This is a genomic window from Salinivibrio costicola subsp. alcaliphilus, from assembly GCF_001996185.1.
GTDB classification, from domain to species: Bacteria; Pseudomonadota; Gammaproteobacteria; order Enterobacterales; family Vibrionaceae; genus Salinivibrio; species Salinivibrio costicola.
The window spans coordinates 35,471-47,724 of sequence record NZ_MUFR01000027.1 but is presented as its reverse complement, the minus strand read 5'-3'; the positions used below and the strand labels follow the sequence as shown (position 1 = coordinate 47,724).

At 46.8% G+C, this 12,254-nt stretch carries 10 protein-coding genes, 1 pseudogene and 1 riboswitch; of the genes and pseudogenes, 3 read left to right on the top strand and 8 right to left on the bottom strand.

Annotated features, from left to right (window positions below; translation table 11 throughout):
- Positions 1–375 precede the first annotated feature (375 nt).
- Positions 376–858 carry an RNA recognition motif domain-containing protein gene (locus tag BZJ21_RS10485; protein WP_025744556.1) on the top strand — a complete coding sequence of 161 codons (483 nt, stop codon included), beginning with the start codon at positions 376–378 and terminating at the stop codon, positions 856–858.
- Here the strand turns inward: BZJ21_RS10485 and murI are convergent.
- Positions 812–1,633 carry a glutamate racemase gene (gene murI, locus BZJ21_RS10480; RefSeq protein ID WP_021022550.1) on the bottom strand — a complete coding sequence of 274 codons (822 nt, stop codon included), beginning with the start codon at positions 1,631–1,633 and terminating at the stop codon, positions 812–814. The two genes, BZJ21_RS10485 and murI, sit on opposite strands and share 47 nt — an antisense overlap.
- 61 nt (positions 1,634–1,694) lie before the next feature.
- The gene (locus tag BZJ21_RS10475) at positions 1,695–3,635 is read right to left on the bottom strand and encodes a TonB-dependent receptor family protein (RefSeq protein WP_077669747.1); all 1,941 of its coding nucleotides are present in this window, start codon (positions 3,633–3,635) and stop codon (positions 1,695–1,697) included.
- 32 nt (positions 3,636–3,667) lie between these two features.
- A riboswitch (cobalamin riboswitch) is annotated at positions 3,668–3,894 on the bottom strand.
- Positions 3,895–4,016: 122 nt separating this feature from the next.
- Between BZJ21_RS10475 and trmA the strand changes: the two genes are divergently transcribed.
- Positions 4,017–5,123 carry a tRNA (uridine(54)-C5)-methyltransferase TrmA gene (trmA, locus tag BZJ21_RS10470; RefSeq protein WP_077669746.1) on the top strand — a complete coding sequence of 369 codons (1,107 nt, stop codon included), beginning with the start codon at positions 4,017–4,019 and terminating at the stop codon, positions 5,121–5,123.
- A 238-nt stretch (positions 5,124–5,361) separates the two neighbouring features.
- Here the strand turns inward: trmA and BZJ21_RS10465 are convergent, their stop codons facing one another.
- From BZJ21_RS10465 to fabR, 6 genes and pseudogenes are all read right to left on the bottom strand, one after another.
- The gene (locus tag BZJ21_RS10465; RefSeq protein WP_077669745.1) at positions 5,362–6,579 is read right to left on the bottom strand and encodes a nucleotidyltransferase family protein; all 1,218 of its coding nucleotides are present in this window, start codon (positions 6,577–6,579) and stop codon (positions 5,362–5,364) included.
- A complete protein-coding gene (locus tag BZJ21_RS10460; RefSeq protein ID WP_077669744.1) occupies positions 6,576–7,043 on the bottom strand; it encodes a Panacea domain-containing protein in 468 nt (155 codons plus the stop codon). Before BZJ21_RS10460 ends, BZJ21_RS10465 begins: the two co-directional genes overlap by 4 nt.
- Positions 7,044–7,219: 176 nt before the next feature.
- Entirely contained in the window at positions 7,220–8,707 is a 1,488-nt protein-coding gene (gene ltrA, locus BZJ21_RS10455) for a group II intron reverse transcriptase/maturase (RefSeq protein WP_077669743.1), read from the bottom strand.
- A 422-nt stretch (positions 8,708–9,129) separates the two neighbouring features.
- Positions 9,130–9,419: pseudogene (locus tag BZJ21_RS10450) on the bottom strand (transposase domain-containing protein); the annotation flags it as partial.
- A 190-nt stretch (positions 9,420–9,609) separates the two neighbouring features.
- Positions 9,610–9,993 (bottom strand): YijD family membrane protein, encoded by a 384-nt coding sequence (locus BZJ21_RS10445; RefSeq protein WP_077669742.1) that lies wholly within the window; start codon positions 9,991–9,993, stop codon positions 9,610–9,612.
- A gap of 12 nt (positions 9,994–10,005) precedes the next feature.
- Entirely contained in the window at positions 10,006–10,641 is a 636-nt protein-coding gene (gene fabR, locus BZJ21_RS10440; RefSeq protein WP_028569605.1) for an HTH-type transcriptional repressor FabR, read from the bottom strand.
- A 185-nt stretch (positions 10,642–10,826) separates the two neighbouring features.
- Here fabR and sthA point away from each other — a divergent pair, with 185 nt between their 5' ends.
- Positions 10,827–12,245 (top strand): Si-specific NAD(P)(+) transhydrogenase, encoded by a 1,419-nt coding sequence (gene sthA / locus BZJ21_RS10435; protein WP_077647218.1) that lies wholly within the window; start codon positions 10,827–10,829, stop codon positions 12,243–12,245.
- Positions 12,246–12,254 lie beyond the last annotated feature (9 nt).

Genomic DNA, 12,254 nt, shown 5'->3' with positions numbered 1-12,254 from the left:
AACCTCTTTTTGACTCCCCTAACGCTTGGCGTTAAGTGGACGGCTATCTTAATCTTTTAAAAACTCACGTCAAGCGTTTATTTTTATTTGATTTTTTACGTCAACATGGCGCTGAGCGCTTGCCCTGTGTGCCGTGTCGATGTGGGGCGTAGTATAGCGACACAGATCACACTGACAAGGGTTTTTTACGTTTTTTATTTCGACTGGACAAGAATCCACCTAAAATGATGAATAACCAGCGTTTTGAAACATTCTTGATACGTGGTATTTACTGAGAGATAACGCTGGCCCGTTTTCTTGGTCCTTTTCATGACATGCATTGCCTATTTGTTGTTCATGTCATCACTTTTAATTGCTCTATTTTTAATAATGCTTATGAAATCACCAGTCAATTTTGCACTAATTATCTGTATCGCCGTACTCGGCGCCATTATCGTCAACCTGATGGGGGTCAGTTCACCTGCCATTGCATTCGCTGCAGGCGCAATCGTCAGCGGACTGGCTTGCCTCTACCTTCCTCTCCCCGATTTTAAACCAGCGACACAGGATGCTCCTGCATCACATAACGCGAACAACGACGAGGAAGAATCACCTCAGAGTAAAACCTTGTATGTGGGTAACCTACCTTATCGCGCCAATGAAAATGATGTCCGTACACTGTTTAGCGAACATGGCGAGGTTTTTGCCGTTCGACTGATGAAGGATAAACGCACCGGTAAACGTCGAGGCTTTGGTTTCGTGGTGATGGCCGCTGCGCATGCCGAGGATGCCATCAACGCCCTGAATAACAATGTATACGGCGAGCGGACACTTAAAGTCCGTGAAGCGAACGAACCAAAAAAGCAGGCGAATAGCTAACGCGCGTCAATCCTATCGACTGTATATAGTCGGATAGCGCGTCAGCCTTAATCGGTGTTGCCGTTGCGTAGGCGTGATTGCCTGATGTGGTCGCGGTAACACTGGATATGTTCAGTGTGGCCGTCAGTGAGACGATGCGGCGCGCGATTGCAGTGCCTGAATCAATCAAACACACTGACTCACCCAATACTTGTTGGATTTCCTCTCGCAATAAGGGGAAATGCGTACATCCCAGCACCAACGTATCGGTGGTAGCTGCAAACGGCGCTAAGATTGCCGTTAAGTCCTCTTGATTAACGGCCTCGCCTCGTAGCTTTCGCTCTGCCATATGCACCAAAGCTGTAGTACCTACCGACACTATATGACAATCTTTGGCGTAATCGGCAATCAACTGCTTCGTATAAGGACGAGCAACGGTGGCAGGTGTGGCCAGCAAACCTATCGTTTTATACTGACTTTGCGCCGCTGCCGGTTTGATCGCCGGCACCACGCCGACAACCGGAATCGCTAACTGTTCACGTAACTGCGGCAGTACCAGCGTCGAGGCGGTATTACATGCGATGACCACGATATCAATATCATGCTGCATACATACCGCACTCACCAAAGCAGTCACACGAGTGATGAGTTGGGTATCATCCAGCTCACCGTATGGGAAAGCTGCGTTATCGAACAAATAGGTGTAGTTAGCGTCAGGAAGCAGCTCTCGCACCGACTGATAAATCGATAAGCCCCCCACACCGGAGTCGAAGATCAATATATTGGGCTGCGCCATGGGACACCCATTCAATAAAAAACGCCCTTATCATAACGATAAAGGCGTGATTAAAGCTAGTTTAGAAAGAGTATCTCGCTTCCAGTGTCAATTGGCGCCCATCACCTGGATAGTAAGCGTCCCGTGCATTCGCATTAGCATTAGCAGGATATTGTTTGTCAAAGAGGTTATCTACGCGAAATGTAGTTAGCCACTGTTCCAATTCATACTGTAACCCAAAGTTAGATAGCCAATAGGATGAAAGCTTTCCTTTGCTATTAGCATTATCCCCATCTTTATAGCGCGATCCAGTATAAACACCTTCAATATATGCGAGAACATCTCGAGTAATATGGACAGTACTTTGCAGTGTCGCTGTATGCATCGCTACCCACGGCAACGCATTACCCTTGTTATCACCTTCCGTAAACTCAGCATCGATATAATGGTACTCACCCACAACAAGCCACGCTGGAGTGACGTGTAACTGACCAGAGATACTTCCACCGTATCGTACAGAGCGATCTGCGTTAACATTCGCACCGCCTGAACCGCCTGATGGCGAGATGGCATTAGAGTCAAATAAGATTTCATCATCAATTTCTAAACGATAAAGATCCGCACCAATTTGATAGTTCTCAGCCTCTTGTCGCCAACCTAGTTCTAGAGAGTTGCCTCGCTGCGGATCTAAACCAAACACACCTGGAGAGGTGTATGCTTGCTCATCCACTTTTGCAAAACGAAAGTTCTGCTCACCACGAATATAAATACGGTTTATATCATCAATAAAATGGTTTAACCCTAACTCTAACGCATTAGCATGTGCTTTTAATTGCTCACCATTTGGATATGTCGCAGCATCCGTTAAGTCATCGGTAACACGTGATTTTCTTCCTCCCAGAACAAGGGTAGTCTGTGAAGACAATGGATAATGAAGTTGGCTAAACACACTCACTCGTTGCTGACGATTATCCCTGTCTATAAACAGGGAAAAATAGTCGAAAGTATTGTTGGCATAATCAACGCCAACAATCCAAGCTCCCTCTTCTCCCCCTTTGGCCGCAAATGATTTCTCTCCTGATATAGAGACTGTTAGCTGATCCAACTCGGCTTGGCTTGGTGTTCCCCAACTTTTAGCGCTTGTGCTGGTATCCGAATACTGTAAAGAGGTAGATAACTGCCATGTTTCTCCTACACCTTTCTGATAACCCACATCAAGCGAGCGAGATATTTCATGACCATAATCTTCAGCGTGAGTACTTTTAGACTGGCGAGGATTGGCGCGATACTCATTTTCAGTTAGTGAACTTGGCCATTGACGATCATCGTCAAAGTAACTGAGTACAGCGTGGAAGCGCTCGCTACCTCGCTGATATTCGACTCGGCTACTCAACATCCCAGAATCTTGCGCATTGTGCTCACGATAGTTGTCTGTTTTCTCGTAGTCTGCCGATATTTGATAATGCCAATAGTCCCTCAGCTTGCCTGATTTGCTAGCGTAAGCGCCACGGGTCTCAAAGTCTCCAACACGAACACCTACATGGCCTCCCTCTCTGGCTGTACTTTTTAGAATGATATTGATGACACCACCTACCGCTTGGTCACCATATAAAACACCGGCACTACCAGAGAGGATTTCAATACGCTCTACTTGGCTCAAAGCAACCGAGCCTAGCTGTGGCCCAGATAAATCAGCTTTGTTTAATCGCCGACCATCAATCAAAACAAGTGTATTGTGAGCGCTTTGTCCACCAGAAAATCCGCGCATTGCAAAAGAAGCGCCAGAGTTAGTATCCGAAACCTGAATACCTGACTTTCCTCTAAGTAGAGTCGCTATATCTTGAGCTCCACTCTTGCGGATATCTTCTTGAGTAATTACAGCGACGTTTGAGGGTATTTGCGTGAGCGTATCAGCATGATGACTCCGCCCTATCACCACCACCGTTTCAGTATTTTGCTCGGCCCACGCGCTCGCGGGGAGTAATGACGCCGCCACCAGGCTCGCCACAATTGGTTTGTTCATGGGTTATTCCTTCCTATCGCGAGAATATGCAGCACAATGCTGCGGGGCGGGCTGTATTCGGACTTAAGAGCATGGCTTTCGCCGCCTACTGCTAACGACTTCCCATCACCTATCCAAAGAATTGGCGACAGTGTCTGGCCAGGGGCCGAGTTAGGGTCGTTCTCTGATACCGCTGCGCGTCAGTTGCGGATTCTCACCGCATTCCTGCGATTACGGCTTGTTTGCTCGCTAATCGCTTACCCGCCCAAGGATAGTAGCCATCTAGATGGATATTGTCCATTGATAACCTTGTAGAATAACGGAGAATCGTGAGCAAGGCTGGACATAGCTGGGGATTTGTCTAAAATCTGCGCTCATTTTCCAATCGCTGAGGCAGCCATCATGACCAAGGCCCAATCAACCGTTGACTACGACACACAGCTTGCTGAGAAAGTCCAACGACTCACGGAACAACTCGCACCGTTTCACGCGCCTGAGCTCGAAGTGTTTCATTCGCCAGAGACGCATTATCGGATGCGCGCGGAATTTCGGGTATGGCATGAGGGGGATGATCTTTACTACATCATGTTTGACCCGGCGACTAAACAAAAATATCGCGTTGATACCTTTCCCGTGGCGAGCCGCTTAATCAACGACTTGATGCCGCTCTTACTCGAAGCAATTAAACCCAACGAGACCTTGCGCCGCAAACTGTTCCAAGTGGACTTTTTGTCAACCCAAAGTGGCGAGATCTTGGTGTCGTTACTGTACCACCGCCAACTAGATGAAGCGTGGGAGCAGGCCGCCCAGACACTGAAGCAACGCCTCAATGATGAAGGCTTTAACCTCAACTTGATTGGCCGTGCGCGTAAGCAAAAAAAGGTACTAGACCGCGATTACGTACTAGAAAAGGTACAGGCTGATGGCCAAACCTTGGTGTACCAGCAAATTGAAAACAGTTTTACCCAGCCCAATGGCCCAGTGGCGCAAAAAATGCTGGATTGGGCGATTGATTGTACCCGAGATAGCGAGGGCGATTTGCTGGAACTGTATTGCGGTAACGGCAACTTCTCACTGGCGCTGGCAAAAAACTTCCGTCGAGTCTTAGCCACCGAGCTTGCCAAGCCCTCGGTACAATCGGCGCAATACAATATTGCCGCCAATCATATCGATAACGTGCAAATCGTTCGTATGTCAGCCGAAGAGTTTACCCAAGCGATTAATGGTGAGCGTGAGTTCCGTCGCTTACAAGACCAAGGCGTGACGCTGAGTGATTATCAGTGCAACACCATTTTTGTCGATCCACCCCGCGCGGGCATGGATGATGAAACCTGCAAAATGGTGCAAGGCTACGATCGTATTTTGTATATTTCATGCAATCCGGAAACCTTGGTCGAGAATTTACAACGCTTAGGCCAAACCCACCGGATTAGTCGTTGTGCCCTGTTCGATCAATTCCCGTTCACTCACCATACCGAAGCGGGTGTGTGGTTAGAGCGCATCAAATAAGGGTTTTCCGGTCATTTAAATAAACCCAAAATCGTTCTGGGTACGGCGTGAGGTACGGGGACACTAAAAACCGACTTCACGCCAAAATGAACAACTCTTTGTCATCCATTGAAAGTGCGATTAGGAATTCTCACTAAAAATCCTAAAGATCGGATTTTTAGTGATTTTAGTGATAAAATGGAGTGAAAGAGACTAATTTTTGCATTAGCCATAAAGTGATTGATAATGTGAGGAAATTCTATACTTGGTTCAGGCTGGACTTTATCGCATTTTCGAACAACGTGATGAATGAAGCGCAGTCACCGATATAGTTTGGATATGCTTCCGACAACTGTCCCATGTTTTTTGTCGAAATGAGCAGAGTGTTTAGTCTCGCATGACTGCGTGTCATCTTCTCAGCCGCATTATAAACCGAAATAGCTCTGTTGTAGTTCGCAAACTCTTCACTAAAGATCAACTCTAGCGAAGCTTCATCGATCACTAAAAGGACATGCTCTATTGAGCTATCGCAGCAGCCTTCAACTTTTTCGGATAAAATTTTAAAGCTTCTCAGACGGCCCAATGCATTAATTTCACTGTCCAAATCAATCAATCTATTTGAAAATTTCGTTTTGTCATCATCACTTAGCTCGATAGCACCTTCTGTATCTGCAATGTACTGACTCATGATTGAAAGGAGTTCTTCCCACTGGATCTGCAGGTTCGCTTTGTCGGCATCTGGACTATGCGAGTGTGTCTTAATCTTTGTCCCTTCCAAGATGTCGACGATTTCTACCGTTGTTGCCCAGAGGTGTTGAAGACGAGTACGTAGCTGAGCTTCTATATTAAAGCTTTTGCCACTAGCATGGTCATAATGATAGATGAGATGCAAACTACGGTATCCGCAGTCATTAGGTTTGGAATTTGTGATGTAATCATCAATGTCCTTGATTTTTATCCGACCCACTTTTTCTACTGTGACTTGCAGTTGCTCTTTTGCTTTCTCCAATGACTCCAGATCAGGAAAAATAGCCCGACAACCACCAATATCGTTCATATTGGTTATGCAAGTCGCATTCGTCGTCTCACCATCAAGAGATCTACGCTGTAGCTTATCAACTATGGTTTCTAAGCGCTTAAGTCGCGTCACTATCTTAACGTCTACCCCTAGCTCGCGGCAACAGCGCCCTACAAGATAAGCGATTGTATGTAGTGGTTTTTCATGAGCAGCACGAAACTGCTGAATTGTCGCAGTAGCGGACTTAAGGTCGCCCTCTTTCTTACGTAGCCGTCGCCCTGCTTTTTTCACCCCATTATTGGTGTATGAGAAGTCTTCAGCGGTACTTTCATTAACCGTTCGCTCAAGAAAATCTTGAAAGTTCAGCTCATAGTCATCTTGGAAGGTTTTTGATGCCTGTTCGGCGGTAGGCGTGTCGTCAATCTGAAAACTGACGACACTTTTTTCTTTCTCACTCACAGGCTAGCTGTCCGACCTGACTGTTTGATCTGAGAGTAATGAGCTTGGATCAAATAATCTGGAATCACTTTTTGGTGTGTGCCATCCCAAACTTGATGCCATGGGCTACCGTCACGATGCGTCAAATCTACAAGCTGAGGTCCCGTTAAGTGGCCCAGTTGTGATACTACATCTTTGACAATAGACTCACTCTCCTGATCTAGAGCAACATCACATTGTTCAGTGATCTCGCTACTACCGTATGATTTAAAACGAAAGTAGACAGAGGGTACTACTGGACCAAACTTCCAAGCAAATACGTCGTCCACAACAAGAGGACGCTGGAAGTGAGCCAATGATAGACCGTGGCATACATAGGTTAGTTTTTGTAGCTGCAAATTGGAGAAGCATGTACCTTGCTCTTTCGCATGCTTAAGCAAGCTCCACGCAACGTCTACAGCACTGTATGTGTGATATGCTTTCATCTTCTTATTCCAATTTCGTCTAAATAGTTTACATAATTCAGTCGATGCAACATCAAAATTGTAAACCATTGCTGCATTTAAAGACAGTAATTTTATTCACAGTTAGATGCTCGTTCGCAAAAATTAGCAACATATTCATGCAAATAATCGGTCGCGGTAGGAATAGCGGTCACCCGCTACCCCCCGCACAGATCCGTACGTGCGCTACTAACGCATACGGCTCCTACCTTAGGTCTAACGTCAAATCGCTGCTCAGGATAAGGGTGGACAATTCTTGCACTGGGAATCCAGTAATCAACTAGTTTCCTAAAGCGTGCCCATGTCATTTTATGACGCTGGCTACGCCTTCGTAGTTGCTTTAACCACACATTAGTGACCTCTGTAATAAACAGATTTAGGGAGCGACCATTCATTGGTACACCGTAATAGTTGATGTGCCCTCGAATAATCCGATTCAGCCACCTTCCAACCTTCCATGGCGGTAGATGAAGCCTTTTCTTTAGCTCCTGTCTGACCCATTTTATCTTACTGATAAGTCGCTTTTTTATTGTCTTCCGCTTGATCACTATAGCCTTTCGGCTCCTTGTAAGGTCGCAGTAGTGCGTAAATCCAAGGAAATCAAAGGTGCCAGGTCTTTGGGCTTTCCCTTTCTTGTAGTCTTCGAAAGCGAAACGTCCAAAGTGTATCAACTTGGTTTTGTCCGGATGAACTGATAAACCAAATTTAACAAGGCGCTTTTTCAACCCCTCTAAGCAAGCATTTGCATCACTTTTGTACTGAAAACCAATAACTGCATCGTCGGCATACCTAACCATGATTACATCGCCGATTGCACTTCGGTGTCGTTCCCTGTTCAGCCAAAGGTCAAAAGTATAATGAAGATAAACATATGCCAGTAATGGCGAAATCACAGCCCCCTGAGGAGTGCCTAAGAGCGATTTAACCCGTTGGTTATGTTCATCAAGATACCCTACTTTTAACCATTTGGTTATAAGCTTGAGCAATTGCTTATCTGCGACTCGATGCTCTAGAAATTGGATCAACCAGTGATGTTCTACAGTATCAAAGAACTTGGTTATATCTAAGTCGAGCACCCAGTTTATCTTTCTTCGATTGAGTGCAACATACAGTGCATCAAGGGCTTGATGCTGACTTCGCTCTGGTCGAAAGCCGTATGAAAATCCCATGAAATCGCTCTCATAGATTGACTCGAGGATTTTGCAGACTGCTTGCTGAACAATTTTGTCCTTAATACATATGATACTCAGCGGACGCTGACTACCATCCTGTTTAGGGATATGGATTCTTCTGGCAGGTTTTGGCTTATATCGCCCAGAGTGGATGTCTTCACATAGCTGCTTAATGAGCTGTTTTGAGAATAATTGGTATTTATCCCATGTTACCCCATCTATCCCTGCGGCGGAGTCACGCTTGAGAGCATAAAAGCTCTCCAGCAGTAGCTCTTCCGTTATGAGATGAAGAAGATTGTTAAACTTCAGTGGCTTATCTTGAGTTGCGAGTTTGCGTATGGTCACCAACTTTGACGTCACGGGAGTCCAGCTCTGTGTCTGGCCGTGGTTAGACTGTTGACCATTCCCCTTGGTCAGGACACTTCCCTCCACAGATTCCGCGGCTGTTTTACGAGTGTTGTTCGCCTGTTTCATCAGTACTATTATCCTGTCCGACTTCCTATACCATAACTATCTCGCCTGAAAAGGTTCGGCAGTTATGCCCGATTGATACCTACCGGGACTGCATAGGATCTCCTAGGTTCCGGCGTATAAACTTCTCTGTATGCGTAAGGTCTCCGACCCCGGGAAGTGTGACTAAGAGCTCACCATTTACGCTCTTGTCACTGTTGGATTCTGTTTCGCTTAACAACATCTCCACTTCCGAATTTAATTTCGTGGCTCAATACTTAGCCTACAGATGCCTCTACTAACACTTCACTGGTACAGTTACCCACACTCAGCGCATAGCTCGAGGACTCAGCGGATGGTTAGTCCTTACTGAGATGGGACTTTCACCCATTATTTATTCGCCAGCTTTGCCTAGCGTACTAAGCGGTTAATTAACCGGTGAACGCCTACTTGACATCATTGAGATCCATACTCCACGGCATCAGATCTGACATATCATCCGACGGCGACCGCTTGGATAATTCAGCGAACAGGTGTCGGAAGTAATAATAGGGATTGATGTCATTGGCACGGCGTGTCATCACCAAGCTATACAGATTGGCGCTCGCTTTCGCACCACCGACAGATGTCGAGAACATCCAGTTCTTTCGCCCTGTGGCTAACGGGCGGATGTCTCGCTCTGTCATATTGTCGTCGATGCTAATCTAATATGGCCATCTTCCAGATAGGTCAGCAGGTCTTAAAAGATGGCGATGCATTGGCGAATTTATGAGGGGATCCCTCAGGATATCGTGGGCAAACCTTATCAGGATCGGCTCGAACGATTGAAACATAAGAATCAACAATTGCTTTCTGTTCAGATAAACGTAAAAAAGGCGTCTTCTCGACGCCTTTTTGGGTTTCGCTAACGGCTGTCTTAGAAGCAATTACACGTCAGAGGCGGTATCGCTTTTCGCTTTGCGACTGAAAAAGCCCAACTTATGTCCAATCCAGAAAGCTAACGCCATTGAGACCAAAATCGAGAAGAAGTTACCGCCCAGCTCTGGTATTTGCATGCGAATAAAGGCGGAATAGCCAAATGCCCCCACCAGGAAACACGCAAAGGCAATCAGCGGTGTGCCTTCTGTCAGTGGCTGTCGTTCATGCAATTGATAACAAGCATGTACGGCCAGTACAAATGCGAGAATGGGGAAGATCGAAAACGCCACGCCACTGAAAAAGACGGTGGCTAGCGTTGCACTTCCACAAATGCCAGTGACTAGCGCCAGCAATAAGAATTTACGTTCTGATTTGACTTGCTCGTGTTCCATGTTTTCACCTGTTTATGACAGTTTTTCCTGTAAGGCTCGCCGCTCACGGTCTTTACGGTACCAGTAAGCTCCCTTGGCTATCATGCGCAATTGTAACACCATTCGCTCCGCCAATTCTGCGCGTGCGTGCGGGTCGAGATCAAGGGCCTCAGCCCCCATATTGAAGACTAAAATCACACACGCCTCAGATTGATTGTACGCTTCTTCATACGTGAGCTGTGTGCGCGATTGTAAATACTCGGTTAACTCCGCAACAAAATGTTGAATTTCTCGCGCGACCGCAGCACGAAACGCAGCGGATGTGCCTGACCGTTCACGGAGCAACAATCGAAACACATTCGGACTACTTTCAATAAATTCCATAAAGGTTTCGACGGAAGTACGTACCACACTGCCTTCCGCAGCGATACGTTGACGCGCTTGGCGCATCAGTTGGCGCAATAACAAGCCCCCTTCATCGACCATGGTTAAACCGAGCTCATCCATGTCTTTGAAGTGACGATAAAACGAAGTCGGTGCTATACCTGCCTCACGGGCCACTTCGCGCAAACTTAAGCCTGAGAAACTGCGCTCAGCACTGAGTTGGCTAAACGCCGCATCAATGACAGATCGACGCGTTTTTTCTTTTTGTTCTGCTCGAATCCCCATCATATCCAACTCATGGTCACCATGGTGTCACTATACGCAATTTTTATCGGCAAATCAGCCAGCCTACATCACGCGCGAACGCCAATTTCACCAGAGATTGGGCACCGAAAGTTAACCTTACGGATAATAAGCGTTAAACTAGTCATAAATGGATGTTGCAATAATGAAAATAAGGTCTGAGCCCTATGAGTAAGTCGAGTCCCCACCCAAAAGATCACTTTGACGCGATCGTTATTGGTAGCGGCCCTGGCGGTGAAGGGGCCGCGATGGGTTTGTCAAAAGCAGGCAAACGCGTCGCGGTGATTGAGCGCGAAAACACGGTTGGCGGCGGATGTACCCATTGGGGCACGATTCCCTCCAAAGCGCTGCGCCACACGGTTAGCCGGATCATCGAATTTAATCAAAGTCCGATTTATACCCAAAACACCAAGAGCCTACACAGTACGTTTGCACAAATTCTAAGTCATGCCGATTCAGTGATTGGCAAACAAACGCGCATGCGCCAAGGTTTTTACGACCGCAACCAATGTACCTTGTTACATGGGAGTGCCACATTTATTGATGCACACACATTAGCGGTTCATCATAGTGATGGCAGCGCTGATACCTACACGGCCGATCACTTTGTGATAGCCACCGGCTCTCGCCCTTATCAACCGGCAGATGTTGATTTTGCTCACCCTCGTATTTACGACAGTGATTCAATTTTGTCGCTTGAGCACGACCCTCGTCATGTCATCATTTATGGTGCGGGGGTCATTGGCAGTGAATATGCCTCGATTTTTCGCGGGTTAGGGGTGAAGGTCGATTTAATCAATACACGAGACCGCTTGCTCTCCTTTTTGGATAACGAAATCTCTGATGCCTTGTCCTATCACTTTGGCAGTAGCGGCGTCATGATCCGTAACGATGAGACCTATGCAAACATTGAAGGCACGGAAGATGGGGTGGTCGTCCATCTTGAGTCAGGCAAAAAAATGAAAGCCGATTGTTTGCTCTATGCCAACGGACGCGCGGGCAATACCGACAAACTTAATCTTCAATCCGTCGGGCTGATACCGAATTCTCGCGGTCAACTTGATGTCGATAGCGAAAGCTATGCCACTGAGGTCGGTCACATCTACGCGGTCGGTGATGTCATTGGTTATCCAAGTTTAGCGAGTGCTGCCTACGACCAAGGCCGTGTGGTGGCTGAAGCCATCTGCCAAGGCAATGCCAATGTGCGCCTGATTGAACATATTCCAACTGGGATCTATACCATTCCGGAGATCAGTTCAGTGGGGAAAACCGAGCAGGAGCTCACTGCAGAGAAAGTCCCTTACGAAGTAGGCCGATCGCTTTTTAAACACCTAGCACGAGCACAAATTGCAGGGATGGATGTCGGTAGCTTAAAGATACTGTTTCACCGTGAAACACGCGAGATCCTTGGCATCCATTGCTTTGGTGAACGTGCCTCGGAAATCATTCACATTGGCCAAGCGATTTTCGAGCAAAAAGGTGAGGCAAATACCATCGATTATTTTGTCAACACCACCTTCAATTATCCCACCATGGCAGAAGCCTATCGGGTGGCGGCGCTTAATGGGCTCAATCGCTTGTTTTAGCGGCTTTGT

Coding starts and splice junctions, on each gene's coding strand:
- BZJ21_RS10475 (WP_077669747.1), bottom strand. CDS start 3,635: ATGAACAAACCAATTGTGGCGAGCCTGGTGGCGGCGTCATTACTCCCC.
- murI (WP_021022550.1), bottom strand. CDS start 1,633: ATGGCGCAGCCCAATATATTGATCTTCGACTCCGGTGTGGGGGGCTTA.
- BZJ21_RS10485 (WP_025744556.1), top strand. CDS start 376: ATGAAATCACCAGTCAATTTTGCACTAATTATCTGTATCGCCGTACTC.
- sthA (WP_077647218.1), top strand. CDS start 10,827: ATGAGTAAGTCGAGTCCCCACCCAAAAGATCACTTTGACGCGATCGTT.
- fabR (WP_028569605.1), bottom strand. CDS start 10,641: ATGGGGATTCGAGCAGAACAAAAAGAAAAAACGCGTCGATCTGTCATT.
- trmA (WP_077669746.1), top strand. CDS start 4,017: ATGACCAAGGCCCAATCAACCGTTGACTACGACACACAGCTTGCTGAG.
- ltrA (WP_077669743.1), bottom strand. CDS start 8,707: ATGAAACAGGCGAACAACACTCGTAAAACAGCCGCGGAATCTGTGGAG.
- BZJ21_RS10445 (WP_077669742.1), bottom strand. CDS start 9,993: ATGGAACACGAGCAAGTCAAATCAGAACGTAAATTCTTATTGCTGGCG.
- BZJ21_RS10460 (WP_077669744.1), bottom strand. CDS start 7,043: ATGAAAGCATATCACACATACAGTGCTGTAGACGTTGCGTGGAGCTTG.